23 protein-coding genes are annotated in these 17,795 nt (G+C 65.9%); 7 read left to right on the top strand and 16 right to left on the bottom strand.

The genetic code is table 11. From position 1 onward, the window contains the following. Window positions 1-2: 2 nt before the first annotated feature. From A5707_RS21765 to A5707_RS21725, 9 genes are read right to left on the bottom strand one after another with little or no spacing between them, the layout of a single operon-like run. On the bottom strand, window positions 3-416 hold the full coding sequence (locus A5707_RS21765) for a nuclear transport factor 2 family protein (RefSeq protein WP_065016506.1): 414 nt from the start codon (window positions 414-416) through the stop codon (window positions 3-5). Window positions 417-427: 11 nt separating this feature from the next. Continuing rightward, window positions 428-766: a DUF6285 domain-containing protein gene (locus A5707_RS21760; protein WP_065016505.1), complete on the bottom strand. Its 339-nt coding sequence runs from the start codon at window positions 764-766 to the stop codon at window positions 428-430. Next, window positions 763-1,713, bottom strand: coding sequence for a phosphotransferase family protein (locus A5707_RS21755; protein WP_419866463.1), 951 nt, complete (start codon window positions 1,711-1,713; stop codon window positions 763-765). Before A5707_RS21755 ends, A5707_RS21760 begins: the two co-directional genes overlap by 4 nt. 20 nt (window positions 1,714-1,733) lie before the next feature. After that, window positions 1,734-2,972, bottom strand: coding sequence for an acyl-CoA dehydrogenase family protein (locus A5707_RS21750; protein ID WP_065016503.1), 1,239 nt, complete (start codon window positions 2,970-2,972; stop codon window positions 1,734-1,736). 11 nt (window positions 2,973-2,983) lie between these two features. Next, window positions 2,984-3,595 carry a TetR/AcrR family transcriptional regulator gene (locus A5707_RS21745; RefSeq protein WP_065016502.1) on the bottom strand — a complete coding sequence of 204 codons (612 nt, stop codon included), beginning with the start codon at window positions 3,593-3,595 and terminating at the stop codon, window positions 2,984-2,986. Continuing rightward, window positions 3,595-4,494: a hydroxymethylglutaryl-CoA lyase gene (locus A5707_RS21740; protein WP_065016501.1), complete on the bottom strand. Its 900-nt coding sequence runs from the start codon at window positions 4,492-4,494 to the stop codon at window positions 3,595-3,597. Before A5707_RS21740 ends, A5707_RS21745 begins: the two co-directional genes overlap by 1 nt. After that, window positions 4,491-5,696 carry a CaiB/BaiF CoA transferase family protein gene (locus A5707_RS21735; RefSeq protein ID WP_065016500.1) on the bottom strand — a complete coding sequence of 402 codons (1,206 nt, stop codon included), beginning with the start codon at window positions 5,694-5,696 and terminating at the stop codon, window positions 4,491-4,493. Before A5707_RS21735 ends, A5707_RS21740 begins: the two co-directional genes overlap by 4 nt. Further along, window positions 5,693-6,883, bottom strand: coding sequence for an alpha/beta hydrolase family protein (locus A5707_RS21730; RefSeq protein WP_065016499.1), 1,191 nt, complete (start codon window positions 6,881-6,883; stop codon window positions 5,693-5,695). Before A5707_RS21730 ends, A5707_RS21735 begins: the two co-directional genes overlap by 4 nt. Then, on the bottom strand, window positions 6,883-7,983 hold the full coding sequence (locus A5707_RS21725; protein WP_065016498.1) for a homogentisate 1,2-dioxygenase: 1,101 nt from the start codon (window positions 7,981-7,983) through the stop codon (window positions 6,883-6,885). The genes A5707_RS21730 and A5707_RS21725 overlap by 1 nt, the downstream gene beginning before the upstream one ends. 268 nt (window positions 7,984-8,251) lie before the next feature. On the opposite strand from A5707_RS21725, the gene A5707_RS21720 reads away from it, so the two are divergent. From A5707_RS21720 to A5707_RS21710, 3 genes are read left to right on the top strand one after another with little or no spacing between them, the layout of a single operon-like run. After that, window positions 8,252-9,112, top strand: coding sequence for a helix-turn-helix domain-containing protein (locus A5707_RS21720; protein ID WP_065016645.1), 861 nt, complete (start codon window positions 8,252-8,254; stop codon window positions 9,110-9,112). Then, a complete protein-coding gene (locus A5707_RS21715) occupies window positions 9,048-9,449 on the top strand; it encodes a VOC family protein (RefSeq protein ID WP_065016497.1) in 402 nt (133 codons plus the stop codon). Before A5707_RS21720 ends, A5707_RS21715 begins: the two co-directional genes overlap by 65 nt. Further along, window positions 9,449-9,802, top strand: coding sequence for a VOC family protein (locus tag A5707_RS21710; protein WP_065016496.1), 354 nt, complete (start codon window positions 9,449-9,451; stop codon window positions 9,800-9,802). Before A5707_RS21715 ends, A5707_RS21710 begins: the two co-directional genes overlap by 1 nt. Before the next feature lie 21 nt (window positions 9,803-9,823). On the opposite strand, the gene A5707_RS21705 is transcribed toward A5707_RS21710, so the two are convergent. Continuing rightward, window positions 9,824-10,795 carry an NADPH:quinone oxidoreductase family protein gene (locus A5707_RS21705; RefSeq protein WP_065016495.1) on the bottom strand — a complete coding sequence of 324 codons (972 nt, stop codon included), beginning with the start codon at window positions 10,793-10,795 and terminating at the stop codon, window positions 9,824-9,826. A gap of 216 nt (window positions 10,796-11,011) precedes the next feature. Here A5707_RS21705 and A5707_RS21700 point away from each other — a divergent pair, with 216 nt between their 5' ends. Further along, entirely contained in the window at window positions 11,012-11,560 is a 549-nt protein-coding gene (locus tag A5707_RS21700; protein ID WP_065016644.1) for a nuclear transport factor 2 family protein, read from the top strand. On the opposite strand, the gene A5707_RS21695 is transcribed toward A5707_RS21700, so the two are convergent. Genes A5707_RS21695 through A5707_RS21680 form a run of 4 tightly spaced genes read right to left on the bottom strand, consistent with a single transcriptional unit; the run spans window position 11,552 to window position 15,093 of the window. Further along, a complete protein-coding gene (locus A5707_RS21695) occupies window positions 11,552-12,556 on the bottom strand; it encodes an acryloyl-CoA reductase (RefSeq protein WP_065016494.1) in 1,005 nt (334 codons plus the stop codon). The two genes, A5707_RS21700 and A5707_RS21695, sit on opposite strands and share 9 nt — an antisense overlap. Before the next feature lie 60 nt (window positions 12,557-12,616). Next, a complete protein-coding gene (locus A5707_RS21690) occupies window positions 12,617-13,441 on the bottom strand; it encodes a carboxymuconolactone decarboxylase family protein (protein WP_065016493.1) in 825 nt (274 codons plus the stop codon). Window positions 13,442-13,450: 9 nt separating this feature from the next. Further along, a complete protein-coding gene (locus A5707_RS21685; RefSeq protein ID WP_197495400.1) occupies window positions 13,451-14,266 on the bottom strand; it encodes a mycofactocin-coupled SDR family oxidoreductase in 816 nt (271 codons plus the stop codon). Beyond that, window positions 14,263-15,093 carry a mycofactocin-coupled SDR family oxidoreductase gene (locus tag A5707_RS21680; RefSeq protein ID WP_065016492.1) on the bottom strand — a complete coding sequence of 277 codons (831 nt, stop codon included), beginning with the start codon at window positions 15,091-15,093 and terminating at the stop codon, window positions 14,263-14,265. Before A5707_RS21680 ends, A5707_RS21685 begins: the two co-directional genes overlap by 4 nt. A gap of 83 nt (window positions 15,094-15,176) precedes the next feature. Between A5707_RS21680 and A5707_RS21675 the strand changes: the two genes are divergently transcribed. Genes A5707_RS21675 through A5707_RS21665 form a run of 3 tightly spaced genes read left to right on the top strand, consistent with a single transcriptional unit; the run spans window position 15,177 to window position 16,419 of the window. Next, window positions 15,177-15,776: a TetR family transcriptional regulator gene (locus tag A5707_RS21675; protein WP_065016491.1), complete on the top strand. Its 600-nt coding sequence runs from the start codon at window positions 15,177-15,179 to the stop codon at window positions 15,774-15,776. 32 nt (window positions 15,777-15,808) lie between these two features. Next, a complete protein-coding gene (locus A5707_RS21670) occupies window positions 15,809-16,039 on the top strand; it encodes a type II toxin-antitoxin system Phd/YefM family antitoxin (protein WP_065016490.1) in 231 nt (76 codons plus the stop codon). Beyond that, the gene (locus tag A5707_RS21665; protein ID WP_065016489.1) at window positions 16,036-16,419 is read left to right on the top strand and encodes a type II toxin-antitoxin system VapC family toxin; all 384 of its coding nucleotides are present in this window, start codon (window positions 16,036-16,038) and stop codon (window positions 16,417-16,419) included. The genes A5707_RS21670 and A5707_RS21665 overlap by 4 nt, the downstream gene beginning before the upstream one ends. A 21-nt stretch (window positions 16,420-16,440) precedes the next feature. Here the strand turns inward: A5707_RS21665 and A5707_RS21660 are convergent, their stop codons facing one another. Both A5707_RS21660 and A5707_RS21655 read right to left on the bottom strand, forming a co-directional pair. Further along, on the bottom strand, window positions 16,441-16,857 hold the full coding sequence (locus A5707_RS21660) for an EVE domain-containing protein (RefSeq protein WP_065016488.1): 417 nt from the start codon (window positions 16,855-16,857) through the stop codon (window positions 16,441-16,443). Between the two features lie 195 nt (window positions 16,858-17,052). Next, window positions 17,053-17,795: acyl-CoA dehydrogenase family protein (locus tag A5707_RS21655; RefSeq protein WP_269455160.1), on the bottom strand; the 743-nt coding region annotated here is incomplete at its 5' end.

The following is a 17,795-nucleotide window of genomic DNA, read 5'->3' as shown; positions in this document are numbered from 1 at the left end:
CGTTAGCTCAACAGCGGCGCGAGCTCGGCCGGGTCGAAGTACTCGTCGATACGGCTGATCAGGGCGTGAGAACCTGAGGAGCCACCCAACTTAATCACGATGCACACGCGCAAGGCGATCGATCCGCCGTTGTGACCGGTGGCGTGCAAGATGTGCTGCTGGACGAAGCCGTTGGGAAAAAGCTGGCGGTCGAGGATCTCGTAGCGGCGGTCGGCGGTGACGTCGATGAACCAGTGCAGCACTCGCAGCGCACGTTGTTTGTCGTTGTCGCGGCTCGCGCCGACCCGCCAGACGGCGATGTCGTCGTCGAAGATCTGCTCGAGCGTTGCCACGTCGCTCTGCTCGATCGCCGTGAAAAGCCGGTCGGCCACGTCGATGATGACTTCTGCGCTTTGGCCGGACTCGGTAGCGGGCATCGGTCGCCCTCCTATTCCTCGTGGTATCCGGGGTGTGCGACGGCCAGCCGTTGGCTGACCAGGACACGCAGAGCCTGCAGCACCTCGTCGCTGCGCTCGTCCAACTGGCCGGTGCGGATCGCGGCGGCCAGTCCGGCTTCGTCTTCGAAGCCCAGTCGGGCCAATGCGGCATGGGCCGGTTCGGCGCCGGGGTCCAGGAGTTCGCGTTCGACCATCCGCAACGCGTTGGCGGCCACGCGCGCATGAAAGTTGACCTGGCCGCTGGTGGCGGCCCGGACGTCGGTTTCCAAGAATTCGGCTACCGCCGCGACCAGTTCCGCGGCGGTCGGGCGACCATGAACACCGGTCATCGCGCGTCGGCCTCGTCGAGCAGGGTGAGCAGGTCCCACTCGGTCTCGCAGACCCGCCGTCCGATGGTGGCCAACTCCACCGACCGCGTCTGTCCGCTCAGGTGCCGCTCCGCCTGGTAGCGGCAGATGACGCCCCAGCGCAAGGTGGCCAGCACCAGCCACCAGTGGAATGCCACCCGGTCGACCGTAGTCCCGCTGGCATCTTCATAGGCGCAAAGAAAGCTTTCGATGCTGCCCAGCCCGCCGGCGCCGCGGCTGGCCGGCGCGCCGAACCGCCAGGCCCGGATGCAAAACCAAGCCAGGTCTTCATAGACCTCGCCGAGGTGCACCAGCTCCCAGTCGAGCACTGCCGCCAGGTCGGATCCGTCCACGATGAGGTTGCCCATCCGGTAGTCGCCATGCACCAAACCCATCGGAGACGGGGCCGGCCGGTGTGCGGCAAGCCAGCGAAATGCCCACTCGAAGGTGGCGGTGGTGTCGCCCATCGCGTCCAGCCGGTTGTGCCAGTCGCCGAGCTGGTCTTCGGTTTTCAGGTCCGTGTCGTGCGGGTCGGCGCGGTGGATGGCGGCCAGCGCCTGCGCGCATTGACGCATCAGCTGCTCGCGGCCCTCGTCGTCCAGCTGTCGGTCGATACGCCGGACAATCGTCTCGCCCGCGACCGCGTCACAGATCAGAAACGGATTGCCCAGTGCGGCAGTCGAATTGTCGGCGGTCACGATGTGTGGGACGGGCGCGCCGGCCGCTGCGGCCGCCGCCTGAACGCGGGCTTCGAGCTCCATCGACGCGTGCATGTCGTCAGGCGGACCGATACGCAGGATCAGCGACCGGCGGACTTCCGGGGCGACCGCCTCGAACGCCCACGTGCTGCGGCTCGCCCCGCCGGTCAGCGCGCGCAGGTTGTCGATCGTGGTGTCGACGCCGAGCGCTGCGGCCACCACCCGGGCCAGAGCGGGCTCTTCGACATGTGTCACTTCTTACCGAACTTGAACAGCCGCTGGGCGACCCGGCGGATCTGAATCTCTTCGGCGCCCTCGGTGATCCGGTAGCGGCGGTGATGCCGGTAGATGTGCTCGAACTGCTCGTGGCGGGTGTAGCCGAGCCCGCCGAAGATCTGCATAGCCCGGTCGGCGGCATCGCACACCAACCGGTTGGCCCGATAGTTGGCCATCGACACCTTGTCGGACACCTCCAGGTGATGGTCGCGGTCCAAATGCCATGCCGCGTAATAGACCAGCAGTCGCACCATTTGCGCTTCGGTCTGCAACTCGGCCAGCGGCCACTGCACCGCCTGGTTGACCGACAGCGGCTTGCCGAACACGATGCGTTGGCCGGCATACTCGGCGGCCCGGTCGATGCAGTACTGCGCCGCGCCCAGGCTGCTGGCCGCCTGTCGAATCCGGTTCTCGTGCAAGAAGGTTTGCGCCACCTCGAGACCGCGGTCGACGTCGCCCAACACAGCGTCATCGGGCACGCGCACGTCCTTGAGCTCGACTTCACCGTGGTCGCTGGGCATGTTGAACGTCCACCAGTAGAACGGGACGGTGAAACCCGGGGTGTCGGTGGGCACCAGGAACGCGGTGATGCCCGTCGCCTGTCCCGGGTCACCGGAGGTGCGGGCGAAGACAAGATCGTGGGTCGCGCGGTGCACACCGGTGTTGAACCGCTTGGCGCCGTTGATCACCCAGCCGTCGCCGTCGCGCTCGGCGTGAGTTTCCAGCCACGTCGCATCCGAGCCGTGCGCCGGCTCGGTCAGTCCGAACGCCATCGAGCGCTCTCCGGTGATCAGCGCCTCCGACCAATCGCGGCGCTGCTCGTCGGTGCCGAACCGCTCCATCATGATCACCTGCGGAAAGTTGCCGACGATCGACGATTCGTCCTGCAGATCGTTGTGCAGGCCAAGACCTTTGGCGGCAAGGTGCTCGCGGATGACCGCCATGTCCAGGTTGGTGCCGTCCCGGCCGCCGAGTGACGCCGGCAGCGCGTAGCGCAGCCAGCCCGCCTTGTCGGCTCGCCGGCGCATCTCGCCGAGCAGATCCTCCCACTCCCGCCGCGGGATGCCGCCGTTATCGACATCGGTGCGGGCGAACTCGCGGCGCTGGTCGAAGTACTGCATGTTCTCGGCCTGCAGCGGGGCGATCTCGGCGTCGATGAACGCATCGATGTCGGCAAGCAGACGCGGAAGGTGTTCGGGCAGGGTGAAATCCACGGTGTTCTCCTTCAGAAGCCGTAGAGGGTTTTCTTCCAGATCCTCGACAAGGTGGTGATTGCATCATCGTCGCTGAGGTCTACGCCCAACTCGGAGGGGCCGACGAACACCGTGGTGAAGTTTTCGAAGAGCAGCGCGATCGCCGCGGCGGTATGTTCCGGATCAAGCTCCGCAGAATAACCGTGCTCCTGTGCGCGCCGCACCGATGCGGCCACGATGTCCATGCCGAAGCGGCGAAATTCGTTCTGTACTCCGGCGAATCGCCGCTGCGTAGCGGCCAACTGCGCCACCGCGATCATGATGCCGATGTTCTGCTTGAACATGTTCCAGTAGCCGGTGACCACCGAGGTGAAGAACGCCGTGTCATCGGGTGACTCGGGCAACGAGACACTCAGCCCGGAGGGCGCCACGACGTCGTGCAGAAACGACTCCGCCAGCGCGGCCAGCAGGTCTTCCTTGTCGGCGAAGTAGCGGTAAAACACCGACGGCGATTTACCGGCGGCCGACGTGATGTCGGCCAGCGTGGTGCCGTGAAAGCCGCGCTCGGCGAACAGTTTGCGCGCCGCCTGCTCGATCGCCTGACGGGTATGGCGGCCTTTGGAGCTGCGCGCTTCGGTGGGCATCAGCTTCGTTTCCGGTCGCCCGCCCGCAGTAACGCACCGGGCAGGTCATGGCCCACCGCCGTCCGCGCGACCTCGGCAGCCGCGATCGCCCCGTTCAGATCGACGTCGACGTCGACGCCGCTGTCGGCCAACAGATAGACCAGGTCCTCGGTGGCGATATTGCCGGTGGCGCCCGGCGCAAACGGGCAACCGCCCAGCCCGCCCACCGAGGAGTCCAGCCTGCTGACGCCGGCGCTGACCGCTGCGTAGGCACTGGCCAGCCCGGCACCGCGGGTGTTGTGGAAATGCCCGCCCAGCGGCAGGTCGTCGATGACCGGACGCACCGCCTCGATCAGCGAGCGCACCCGTCCGGGTGTGGTGGTGCCGATGGTGTCGGCGATCGACAGCCGGTCGGCGCCGTGGTCGCGAGCCGCGGCTGCGATGTCGACGACCCGCTGCGCCGGGGTAGGTCCCTCGAAGGGGCAATCCCATGCGGTGGCGATGATGACTTCGACGACCACGTCGCTGTCGCGGCCGATCGCCACGATGTCGGCGATCTGCGCAGTGGCCTCGGCGCTGCTACGGCCGACGTTGGCGTTGCTGAACGTGTCAGAGGGCGAGACCACGTACTCGATGGCTCGCAGTCCGGCGGCCACTGCGCGTTTGGCACCGTTGGGGCTAGCGACCAGCGCGGAGAATTCGATATCGGGGAAGTGGTGCAGTTCGGCGGCCACCTCGGCGGCATCGGCCATCGACGGCACCTTCGACGGCGACACGAACGCGCACGCCTCGACCTCCCGCACTCCGGTGGCGGCGATCGCCGCGAGTAGTTCGAGTTTGGCGGACAAGGGGATTGGCTGCTCGATCTGCAACCCGTCGCGCAAGGCGACTTCCCGGATGGTGACGTGCTGGGTCGTCATAGCGCCCCCTCGCTACGTAGTGCTTCGAGCTCCTCGGCGGTTTTGCCGAGCAGACCGATGTAGACGTCGTCGTTGTGCTGTCCGGGCCGTGCGGGGCCGGCGTTGCGCACACGGCCGGGGGATTCGGACAACAGCGGCATGATTCCGGGGCCGAGGACGGTCCGGTCAATTCGTTCGTCGTAGTGTTCGGCGATCATCCCGCGAGCCTGCAGCTGCGGGTCGGCGACCACCTCGGCCACCGTGTTGATCGGCCCGGCGATTACGCCGGCGGCAGTGAGGGTTTCAATGATGTCGCCGGGCTGGCGTTCGGCGGCCCAGTCGCCGATGATCTTGTCCAGCTCGTCCTGGTTGCGGCCGCGGGCGCCGTGGGTGGCGAACCGGTCATCGGTGACCAGTTCGGGCCGGCCCATCGCCTGGCACAGCCGGGCGAAGACGGTGTCCTGGTTGGCTGCGATGACCACCCAGGTGCCGTCGCCACTGCGATAGATGTTCGACGGCGCAATGCCTTCCAGGCGGGTGCCCGACGGTCCGCGCACCACGCCGCCGACGTCATAATCGGGGATGGTCGATTCCTGGATCGCCAAACACGATTCGGTCAGCGCCACGTCGACCACCTGGCCCTCGCCGGTGACGCCACGCCGGTACAGGGCGGCCAGCGCACCCTGGGCGGCGAACATGCCGGCCAGGCTGTCACCGAGAGACAGCGCCAGCCGCGGCGGCGGGCCGCCGGGAAAGCCGTTGAGATGCCGCAGCCCACTGGCCGCCTCGGCCACCGACGCATAGCCGGCTTTACGGGCATCGGGGCCGGTTTGACCGTAACCGGACACCCGCACCAGGATGATGCCTCGGTTGCGTTGGCGCAGTATGTCGTAACCCAGGTTCCACTTCTCCAGGGTGCCGGGCCGGAAGTTCTCGACGACAATGTCGGATTTTTCGACGAGCTCGAGGAACAGATCACGTCCCCGCGGCTGGCGCAGGTCGAGTGTGACGGCCTTCTTGTTGCGGGCGTGCACGGTCCAGAAGAAGTGATGGCCGTCGAGTTCGGCCTGTCCCCAGGTGCGCAGCGGGTCCGGGGCGCCGGGCGGTTCGATCTTGATGACCTCGGCGCCCATGTCGCCGAGCAGCCGACCGGCGAACGGCCCGGCAATCAGGGTGCCCAACTCGAGCACCCGGACACCATCCAGCGCGCCTGAGGGCGTCACTGCGGCCTCGCGAAGTCGTGGCGCACCAGCCAGTCGCTGACGACGTCGACGGCCTGACGCAGTGCGCCGCGCTGGTCTGGGCCGGCGTAATAGTGGGTGGCGCCGGGGATTTCGTGCATTTCCTTGTCGGCGTGGCCGATCGCTTCGAACAGCCGGCGAGTGTGGCTGGGCGTACAGGCGTCATCGGCCAAATTGCCGATCACCAACGCCGGCACGGCGATATCGTGCCCGCACTCCACGCCGTCGCCGTTGGCGTCGTCGTAGCTCCATTGCGATAGCCAGCTGCGCAACGTGCAGAACCGGGCCAGCCCGACCGGGCTCATGTTCACCACCTGAGGGTCGCCCAGATAGCACGTCCCGGGGGCGCGTTCGTTGGGATCGACCGACGGGTCGAGCCAGCGCGGATCGGCCATGGTGCCGTGCACGACGAAGGCGAACTCGTCGTCGGGGCGGCCCGCGGCCTTCAGCTCGGCGAGCTTCTCCTTGACCCAGGCCGTGATTCGTCGGTTGCGGTCGATCTGGGCTTGCCGGTAGCGCGCGAGGAATTCCTGGCTGTAGGGCGGCTGGTTGGGGTTATCAGGGTTGTAGAGGTCCAGTTCTGGATCGCGTTTGGTGGGATCGGACTCGTCGAGAATCGACGCGTCCAGCCATTCGGTCATGGTGCCGTGCCGGCTGATATGGGCGGCCAGCAACATGATGCCGTCGGCGGCGGGCAGCTCCAGTTGAGTGAGGTCGGGCCCGTCGCCCGACGGACTCGATGTCACCGTCGCGTGCTGGGCCTGTTGTTGGTAGAACACCGACAGTGAGCCGCCGCCGCTCCAGCCCGCCAGCACGACCTTGTCGTAGCCGAGCCGATTCTTGGCGTCTTTGATGCACTCGCCGAGGTCTTGAACCACCTTCTCCATCAGCAGCGCCGAGTCGGTGCCGCGGAATCGGCTGTTGCAGTAGATGACATGGTGGCCGGCGCGCGCCAGCGCGTTCATCATCGGCAGGTAGGCCCCGCCGCCGATGGGATGCATGAACACCAGCACGGTGTCGGACGGTTTGTCGCGTGGCTTGAGTAGATGACTTTCCAACACCACCAGTTCGGCCAGCCCGCCGTAGACGTCGCGAACACCGGAATTATTCTGGAAGGCAATCAGATACGGGATCCGGTCGTATTCGTGCTTGACCGCTGTGCTCGTCATCAATGCTGTCCTAGGTCGTGCGCCAGCACTTCGGCTGACGGGGTGAGTCTGCGGCGGGTGTCGACGGCGATCACCTGCCAGTCGACGCTGTGGAAGTCGTCGAACTTGCGCCGCGCGCGTTCGCGCGCCTTCTCCGGTGCGCCGTGGTGAACTCCTTGGGGCGCATGGGAAATCAAGCCCGGCGGCATCGGGATGCCGTAGAGGGAGCCGCCGTGGAAGAACGCGATCTCGTCGTAGTCGACGTTGCGGTGATACCAGGGCGTGCGCTCGGTGCCGGGCACTCCTTCGGCGGGCTTGGGCAAGAAGTTCATCACGTAGACCCCGGTGGCCTGCATGAACAAGTGCACCGTGGGCGGCAAGTGAACGCTGTCGGAGGTCACCACGTTGTAGTCGGCGATGTTGAAGGTGAACGCGAAGTTGTCGCCGCGCCAACCTTCCACGTCGAGTGGATTGTGTTGGTAGAACAGCGTCGTCGGCCCACCGTCGTGCACCAGCCGGACCTCGTACTCATCGCGCCCAGAAGGAGGCGGGTCGTCCAACGCGACTGGCTCGGGAATGTTGGCCTGCGACGGGTCGAACGGAAAGTGTCGGCCCAACGCGCCCGGTGGTGGCACCCGGAATTCGTCGGTGGCCTCGATCATCAACAGCGTGGTCTCGCCGCTGGGCATCTGGCGCCAGGTCGTGGCCTTCGGCAGATACACCCAGTCGCCCTGACGGTAGGGCAGCGGCCCGAATTCGGTCTGCAATTCGCCGTCACCGTTGTGCACGAAGCACAGCAGGTCGCCGTCGACGTGGCGGACATAGAACGGCATCGGTTCGCTGCGCCGGGACAGCGAGATGCGGCAGTCGGCGTTGGAGAACATCAGCAGCGGCCCGCCGTCGGCGTCGGTGGCGTCGCTGGGCTTGAGCTCGCTGGACAACACGTCGAGTGGCCGCAGCGGGCCGACGGAGCGGTAGCCGGTCGGGTCGTGGCGGCGGTACATGTTGGCGGTGCGGCCGGTGAAGCCTCCCCGGCCGAGTTCGTCGTCTTTGAGGCCGTCCAGATCGGCGTGCAGACGGCGTGGTGTTTTGCCTTTGCGCAGGTGGACAAAGGATTCCATCGGTGTCTCCCGGGTCGGCCGCGGCTAAAACTAAAAGTGAGATTACTTTCTCTTTTGCACGGGCACAAGGGTGGGCCCCCGTCCGCGACCGTGCGATCTCATACGAGGTTCGCGGCGCGTCGCGGATAAAACCGCACAACCGGCACCGGCGTACATCGCCTACGGCGCGGTGCAGCTCGCTAGCCTGAGGATCGTGGGTGCTGACACGCCCGAGCCTCCCTGGGAATTCGTCACCGCGCCGCCTCGCAGCGGTCCCGGTGTCGCCTCGATGGTGGGCTATCGCTCTTTGGGCGCTCCGCCCGAGGTGCATCGGGGGATGCCGTCGTCGACGCTGACTTTCATCGTCAGCCTCGATGACGGGGTCGAGGCGGCCGACACCGCAGAGGCTCTCCGCGACGCCCGGCCCACCCCGCTGCTTTTGAGCGGGTTACACGAGCAGGCCGCTCAGATCCGGCAGCGGCGGGGTCAAGCCGGAGTGCAGCTGGCCGTGCATCCGCTGGCCGCGCGGGCGCTGTTCGGGGTGCCGAGCGCCGAGTTGAGCGTGACCGATTTCGATGCCACCGCCGTGCTGGGCCGCCGCGCCGTCGAGCTGTGCGAGCGGGCGGCCGAGGCGCGGGATTGGCGGGATGCCTTCGCAGTGGTTGCCGACTACCTGGTGGGTGCCCGGCAGCGCCGCGACCGTGCAACCGTGCGCGCGGAAGTCGCCTACGGGTGGCATCTCCTGGAGCGCAGTCGCGGCCGGGCCTCGGTGAGCGCGGTCGCCGACCGAGTCGGCGTAAGTGCACGGCATTTGACGACGTTGTTCAACCAGGAAGTCGGCCGGTCGCCGAAGGCGGTGGCGATGCTCATGCGTTTCGAGCACGCGACCGCGCGGATGGCTGAGTCGGTGCGGCAGCGCGGGCTGGTTGATTTAGCGGCTGTCGCGGTCGACACGGGGTACAGCGATCAGGCCCACCTGACCCGCGAGTTTGGCCGGTTCACCGGTACGTCGCCGCGCCGGTGGCTGGCCGAGGAGTTCCGAAACATTCAATACGGCGGCCACTCGTTCCGATCAGACTGGGAGCATGACTGTTTCCAATCCGACCGTGTGGTTGACATTGCAAGCCCACAACGCCCCGAAACTCATTGACTACTACGTAGATACCTTCGGCTTCGTCGTCGCCGCACGGTATGGCGACGGAGAGACGGTCGCCCACGCGCAGCTGATGTGGCCGGAAGGCAGCGGTGGAATCATGCTCGGCAGCCACAAGCCGGGCGCCGAGTGGTGCCGCGAGCCCGGCACCGCCGGCGGCTACATCGTTACCGCCGATCCGGACAGCCTCTATGAGCGTGTGTTGCAACGCAAAGCCGAAATCGTTCGGCCCCTTGGCGACACCGATTACGGCGCTCGTGAATTCACCGTCTGCGACCCCGAGGGTAACCTGTGGTCCTTCGGCGACTACCGCGGCGAGCCGATGCCGGCGTGATGCGCGCCAAACGGATCACCGCCAACCTACGAGTAGCCGACATCAACGCAGCGAAATCCTTCTACACCGACTACCTCGGCCTGAGCACCGAAGAGTTCAACCTGGGCTGGGTGGCCCGCTACACCGAACCGGCCAGCGGTGCCAACGTTCAACTCGTCACGCGCGATGCATCGGCCCCCGAAGACTCGGTCATCTCCGTCCACACCGATGACGTCGACGGTGCCTATGCCGAAGCCCAGAGGCTTGGCTACGAGATCGTGCATCCGTTGACCACAGAGCCGTGGGGAGTGCGTCGCTTCTTCGTGCGCGCACCGGACGGCAACGTCGTCAACGTCGTGAGCCACCGGGATTGAGCACCGGCGCAGCGTGCGGGTTCAATCCCGTATGCGCAGGACGACTTTGCCTTTGGCGGTACGGTTCTCAAGCGATGCGACCGCTGCGGCGGCTTCCTCCAGCGGGTAGACCACCGGCTCAGGAGGAGACAGCTTCCCCGAGGTAAGCAGCCGCTCGAGCCCCGCCCACTGCTCATGCAGCGCGTTGGGGTGCTTCCCGGCCCACGCGCCCCAGCCGACCCCAACCACGTCAATGTTGTTGAGCAGCAGCCGATTCACCTTGACCGTGGGGATTTCACCGCCGGTGAATCCGATCACCAGCAGTCGCCCTGCCGGAGCCAGCGAGCGCAGCGAGTCGGTGAACCGGTCGCCGCCGACGGGATCGACCACCACGTCGACGCCACGGCCGTCGGTCAATTCTTTGACCGCGTCTTTGAATCCGTCGGCCAGCACCACGTCCGTCGCACCGGCAGCGGTCGCAATATCAGCCTTCTCCTGCGTGCTGACCACGGCGATGACGCGCGACGCGCCGAGCACCGATGCCAGCCGCAGCGTTGAGGTACCGATGCCGCCGGCTGCTCCGTGCACGAGCACCGTTTCGCCCGCCTCCAGTCGGCCCCGGACCGTCAGCGCGAAGTACATGGTCAGGTCGTTGAACAACAGCCCGGCGCCCGCCTCGAAGCTGACGTTGTCGGGCAGCTTGAACGCTCGGTCGGGGGCGAGCACCGCGACCTCGGCCATTCCGCCGGTGAGCATGGTCAGGCCGACCACCCGATCGCCGGGACGCACGGTGGCATTGTCGGGCGCCGATCGGACCACGCCGGCGATCTCCGCTCCCAATACGAACGGCGGATCGGGCCGGTACTGGTAGAGGCCGTGGGTGAGCAGCGCGTCCGGAAACGCCGCGCCGGCGGCGTGCACCTCGACGATCACGCCGTCACCCGTCGGCTCGTCGACCTCGGCCACTTCGATACCGTCCGGTCCATCGAGCCTGGTCACCCGTGCTGCGCGCATGCCACCTCCGTCGTCAACGAAACGTCGTCCAACCCGCCCAACCCCCGGTGATCGTAGCCCCGCACGCCGGCCCTCCGGGCTGCACAGGGAACCCACAGCCGCTGCACAGCGGGGCCCCGCGGGCCACCAGGTGAACAGAAGGTAAACTAATCGTGAACAACCTGGGGTTCGGGCGGCTGCCGGCCGTGCGACCACGACCGTTGGGAGGTGTGGCAGATGTCGAGCTTGCCGCCCGTAGCTCTCGATAGCACCGTCGATCCCGCGGATCGAGCCGACGCGATCGACTTCATCAACCGTGTCAACCTACTGTTCGACGCCTGCGATCTCGATGCCATGGTCGAGGCCTTCCTTCCGGACGGCGTGACGTATCACACCCACGGCGTGGCTCGGGGCCGGGCGGAAACGCGGCGCTTCTTCGAAGAGACCTACCCCTACAGCGTCCCCGGGGTTAGCCGCATCGCCACCAACCCGATCGTCGATAGCGACGGCGACGGTGTGATCGTGCGCTACTACAACCTTCTGGTTCGTTACGCACCGGAGCCGGCTGGGCCAAGGATCGTGACGGGCCAGGTGGTCGAGGAACCCGATGATCTGCCAGCGATCTGGGTCTACTCCGCTGTGACGGACCGCCTGCGTCGGCTCGATAACGTGTGGCGGATCTTCGAACGTCACATCGGGACGACGACGATGAACGACCGGCTACGCCCGACGGCCTCGGCGGCCGGGTATATGGACCCGTGCTTGCGCCGGGTCGCATCATGGTGAGAGCCCGCCGGCGACACGTACCACCGCTCGCCCGCTGAAGGCTCCGGCCCGCAGCTGGTCCACCACGTCGACGACGTCTTTGACGTCGACCTCGGTGACGATCGCGTCGAGATGACGCGGCCGCAGTTCATCGCCGAGCCGGTGCCACAGTTCACGGCGCGGCCCGATCGGCATCTGCACCGAGTCCATGCCCAGCAGCGCCACACCGCGCAGGATGAACGGCATCACCGTGGTGTGCAGGGCGGGTCCGCCGGTCAATCCGCTGCAGGCCACCGCGCCGCCATAGTCGACGGCGCTGAGCACATCGGCCAGCGTCGCGCCGCCCACGCAGTCGATCCCGGCGGACCAGCGTGCTTTGGCCAGCGGGCGCGGCTTGGCGTCTGGGTCGGCGGGCAGCCGACCGATAACCTCCGCGGCGCCAAAGCTTTTCAGCAGTTCGACGGCGTCAGGTTTGCCGCTGGAGGCCACGACCTGGTAGCCGGCACCCGCGAGTAGGTCCACGCTGACCGAGCCGACGCCACCGCTGGCGCCGGTCACGACCACCGGCCCGGCGTCGGTGGCGACGCCCCAGTCGATGAGGGCCTGCACGCTCATCGCCGCGGTGAAGCCGGCAGTGCCGATCGCCGCGGCGTCGCGCGGGCTCAACGCGCCAAGCGGCACCACCTGATCGGCTGGCAGCCGGGCGTATTCGGCGTAGCCGCCGTGGTGGCCGGTGCCGATCTGATAGCCGTGCGCCAGCACCGCGTCGCCCACCGCGAAGTCCGGCGACTGCGACTCGACGACTTCACCGGTCAAGTCGATGCCCGGCACGACGGGGTAGTCGCGGACCACGCCGCCGCCCGGAGTGAGCGCCAGCGCATCTTTGAAGTTGACGCTGGAGTAGGCCACCCGGATCGTCACCTCGCCGGGCGGCAGGTCTGCCGGGCGGAGGGGCTCGACCGTGGTGGTGATCGTGTCGCCGTCTTGGCGCGCCATCAGCGCCTGAAACGTTTCCATACGTCGACGCTAGCCTCGTGCCCGGGAATCCCGCGCGTAGCTGGACGCGCTTGGCGGTTCCTAGCGTGCCACCGCGCCAGCCGGATCTTCTGCCCGCCACTCCGCTAGGACGCGCGCCTTCTGCTCAGCGATCACCTCGCCGAGATGTGATGCTTTCGGCCAGCCATAGTAGGCGGCGAAATGCAATGCGATTTCGTCCATTTCGTCGAAGGACACGTCGCGACTCTTCAGCGCGGCATATACGTGCGACGTGATCGGGATGGGTGCGTCCTGAATCGCCACGCACGCCACCGTCACCAACCGCCGCTCTTTCATGCCCAGCCCGGGGCGCAACCACATTTCGCCGAACACGAAATTGAGAATCCCAGCCCCGGAGTAGGGGTCGTCCCGTGACGGGGTGTACGGCACGCAGTTGACCTCGCGGAATGAACGCTCACCGCCCGCCAGCCGGCTTTCCGGATCGCTAGGGGTGCTCAGCGGCAGCAGCGGTTCCGGGGGCGGCACCGGAAGTCCTCTTTCGTGATGGATGCGAGCCCACTGCGCGTCGACTGCCATGTTGAACCGTGATGCCTTGGGCCACCCGCCGTATACCGCGAAATGCAGTACTGCTTCCCGTATTTCGGTGATGGACAGATCACCACTGTTCAGTGCGGCGTAGACGTGCTGATCCAGCGGATCTTGCACGTCGGCCGCCGCGACGCAGGGCAGCGTGACGAACCGCCGGTCGCGTCGGCTCAACGCGGGACGCGACCATACCTCGGCGAAGACGAAGTCGATCAGGCCGTTGGCGTTCGCGGGGCTCGGATCGTCTGCAGGCCGGAACGTCATCACCTCAGCGAAGTGCTGCCTGCCGCGCTCCGTGCGTCCGGTATCGGGTGTTGCCATCACTGCCGCCTATCTGAGGGTGACGCCGGCGTCGACTTTGAACTCCAGACCGGTCACGTATCGCGATTCGTCGGAGAGCAGGAACAGCACCGCATTGCTGATATCGATGGCCTCGGCCATGACGGTGGGAAGCGCGTTGAGGAAGATCGGCACCAGATCTGGCCGTTGTTCACCCAACAGCCCCTGCAGCGACTCCGGCCGCATCCCGGTCTCGACGCCGGTCGGATGCACGGTGTTGACCCGGATGTTCTGCGCGGCAAGCTCATTGGCCAGTGCCCGGGTCAACCCGACAACGCCGTGCTTTGACGCGGTATAGGGCAGGTGCAGCGGTGTGCCCTTGAGGCCCGCTGAGGAGCTGATGTTGACGATGCTGCCGCCGTGGTCGACGAGATGCGGAAGCGCTGCAGCGCAGGTGTTCCACGTTCCGATGAGATTGATGTCGACCACCGTGCGCCATTGTTCAGAGGTCGTCGTGTCCCACGTGCCGACCGTCAGCACCCCGGCATTGGCCACCGCGCCATCTAGCCCACCCAATTCGGCGACGCCGTCATCGACGGCAGCTTTCAGCGCCGCCACATCGCGTACGTCGACGACCTTCGTGATTGCCCGGCGGTCGTACTTTTCGACCAGACGGGCGGTTTCGGCGAGGTCCTCGACCGATGCCAGCGGATACTCGAGTTCTGGCAGCGACTTGCAGATGTCGACCAGGATGAGGTCGGCGCCTTCCTCGGCCAACCGCACCGCGTGGCTGCGGCCCATGCCGCGTGCCGCTCCGGTGATCAGCACCCGCTTGCCGGCTACCCGCCCAGACACCGTATCGCTCATAGTTTGTTGCAGAAGCCGGCGTCGACGGGGAACGTCACTCCGGTGACATATTTGGCCTCATCGGAGACCAGGTACGCGATCGCCGCGCTGATGTCTTCAGGCTCCAGCATCTCGACCGGCATCGGATTTTGCAGATGCGCACCGCCTTCGGGATAGCTCTCCAGGAACGCGGTCATCGCGGGATTGACTGCCATCATCGTACGTACCGCGGTGGGGTGGACCGTGTTGACCCGAATGCTGTAGGGCGCCAATGTGTTCGCCAGAGTGCGCATCAACCCCACTACTCCGTGTTTGGAGGCGGCATAGCCCAGCCCGCCGCCCTGCAGACCACCGAAGCCACGCAGTCCGGCTGTCGAGCTGGTAAACACGATGGCGCCGCCACGCTGGCCGGCGAGTAGATGCGGGATGGCCGCCCACGCTGTGTGATAGGCGCCGTCGAGGTTCACACCGATCGCCGCTCGCCACTGTGCCAGCTCCTCCTCGATGCTCAGCTGCCGAAACGCCACCGGCGCGATGCCCGCGTTCGCGCATACGATGTCGAGCCGACCGAAATGCTCCACCCCGGCATCCAGTGCTGCCTTCACCTGGTGGTAATCGCGCACATCGGCGACGGTGGCCAGCATTTTGCCGCCCTCGCTTTCCACCAGCCCAACCGTCTCGTCGAGTTCCTCGCGGGTTGCCATCGCGTAGTGGTTGGCGTCAATGTCGGCACAGATGTCGATGCCGATGATGTCGGCGCCATCGCGGGCCAGGCGCACCGCGTGGCTGCGGCCCTGGCCGCGCCCGACGCCAGTGATGAAGGCGACCTTGCCGTCCAGACCACCCATCGGTCCTCATTTCGCTGCGTGTCAGTAACCGCGTTACCGGTGTAGAGTAACCTGGTTACACCATGAGGGCAAGGGCTTTTCACGTGACTAGTGCCGAAGCGACGAACGACAAGGTCGGTCTTGACCCGGACCGGGTGCTCGATGTTGTCGCCGACATCCTCGAGAACGACGGGTACGACGCCGTGCAATTACGGGAAGTGGCACGCCGCGCCCGGACATCGCTGGCCACCATCTACAAGCGCTACGCCACACGAGACGAGTTGATCCTCGCCGCGCTCGAGCGCTGGATCGAGGAGAACCGCTACGCAGGCTTGGCGGCGCAGACGCACGACGCCGATGAGACGCTGTATGCCGGTCTGATACGGGTACTGCGCACGATCTTCGAGCCCTGGGAGGATCACCCCGGCATGCTCGAAGCGTATTTCCGTGCACGGACTGCACCGGGGGGTGACAAGTTGATTCGCCGGGGCTTCGATGCAGTGATGCCAGCGGCGATGGCGGTGCTCAGCGACGTCGATGCCGACTTTGTCCGAGACCTCGACACCATCCTGTCGACTTTGGTGCACGGCCTGGTGGGACGCTTCGCCACCGGCGAGATCGGTATCACCGAGATCCTGCCGACGCTCGACCGCGCGGTATTTCGGTTGGTCGAAGGGTATGAGCGAGCCAGCTACCTAGGTTAGTCCGACTAGACTAAGTCCGGTATGATCGCCGAATGCCAACCGTCAACATCCACGATGCGAAGACCCACCTGTCGCATCTGCTTGCTCGAGTCGAGAATGGCGAGACGATCACCATCGCGCGCGCTGGCAAACCAGTCGCCGACCTCGTCCCGCATGCACGCGCCGACATCGTCTTCGGCGGGCTGGCAGGTCGACTTCATTACGACGCCGATCATTTCGATGACACCGACCGCGATCTCAACGCGCTGTTCGGCATCGAATGAGCGGGCTCCTGCTCGATACCCACGTCATACTCTGGCTGCTTGATCACAGTCCCCGGCCCGGGGCCCAGGCCCGGCAACGCATACGGGACAGCGCGGGCGTATACGTCTCCGCTGCGAGCACTTGGGAGCTCGCCATCAAGGTCGCCGTCGGCAAAATCCAGTTACCCGACGATTTCGACAACGCGGTTAATCGGTCCGGCCTGCGCGAACTGCCCCTCACACGACGCCACACGCTCGCGTCTGACCTGACGGCACTGCCGCATAAAGATCCTTTCGACGCAATTCTGGTGGCGCAAGCGACTGTAGAGCGGCTGACGTTGGTTACCGCCGATGCGAAGCTGCTGAAGGTGCTGCCCGACGCGGTGGACGCCAGGGTCTAAGCCCGGCTCCTACAGCGCAGTTCATGAGCCGGTCATCGCTGCGCGGATCACTTCGAGGTCGTGGTCGTCGATCTTGAACACCCCGAATCGAAACTTGTAGCCCCACCGAGCTTTGTCCTCGATGAACTCGAGTTGGTCGATGAGCGGCCGGATCGGCGTCTCTGTGCACTCGAGGAAGTCGACGTTGCGCCGCCACGGCTGGAAGTCAGGCGTCATTGTGGCCTGATATGGCTCATCGTCGGCGACTTGGCCGATGGCGGTGAAGGCCTGAAGCGGCTCACCCTCCGGGTAGGCGGTCTTCGGTGAGTAGAAGATGATCCAGTCACCACGCGCCATCTTGCGCAGCATGTGCGGCTTGCCGTGGTTGGCCTGGGTGAAGCGACCGCGCACCCCCTGTTCGACATGGTCACGGCTAACCGTATTGATCCAGTTCGTCATGACCGCATGCTAAGTCGGGTGGCAGACAACATCTGCGCGCTTGTCGTTGGGCTGTGGATAACGTTGCGTGCCTTCCGCTTTCTGCGGGTGATATCACATACGGCATCAAGACGGAGAAGGTGTTAGTCCCAGGCCGGGGAGATTAGAGAGGCTGCTGAGCAGCCTGAGGTTCTACTGGCGGCTGCCTCAGGCGCCCTACTTGAGTTCCGAGGACGACAGGCCCAACAACCGTCGTGCCACCACCAACTGCTGAATCTGCTGGGTGCCCTCGAAGATGTCCATGATCTTAGAGTCGCGCGCCCACTTCTCCAGCAGCGTCTGCTCGGAATAGCCAGTGGTGCCGGCCATTTCGACGGCTTTGCAGGTGATATCACTGCCCACCCGGCCGGCCTTGGCTTTGGCCATCGACGCTTCTTTGGAGTTGGGAATGCTGTTGTCGGCCTGCCACGCCGAGCGCACCGTCAGCAGATAGCTGGCCTCCCAGTCGGCCTCCATCCGCAAAAACTCTGCCGCCGGGGCGCTTTGGGCATGCGACGGCTTGTCATAAGAGATCTCCACGCCGGCCTCGGTCAAGACCTTGCGCAGTTCTTCCAGCGCCGCCCGAGCGACGCCGACGGCCATCGCCGCCACCACAGGGCGGGTGTTGTCGAAGGTCTCCATCACCCCGGCAAAGCCCTTGCCCGTCTCGATTTCCGGGTTGCCGAGCAAGTTGTCCTTGGGAATGCGGGCGTTGTCGAATCGGATCACCGCAGTGTCGGAGCCTTTGATGCCCAGCTTGTTCTCCAGCCGTTCCACGGTGACGCCGGGATGCTCGCGCGGCACGATGAACGACTTGATCGCCGGGCGGCCCAGCGACTTGTCCAAGGTCGCCCACACCACGATGTGGGTGGCGCGCGACTCTAAGATCATGGACATCTTCGAGGGCACCCAGCAGATTC

This window comes from Mycobacterium kyorinense, from assembly GCF_001672775.1.
Classification (GTDB): Bacteria; Actinomycetota; Actinomycetes; order Mycobacteriales; family Mycobacteriaceae; genus Mycobacterium; species Mycobacterium kyorinense_A.
Note: the sequence above shows the minus strand (reverse complement) of the source record. Positions and strands in the feature narration are given on the sequence as shown.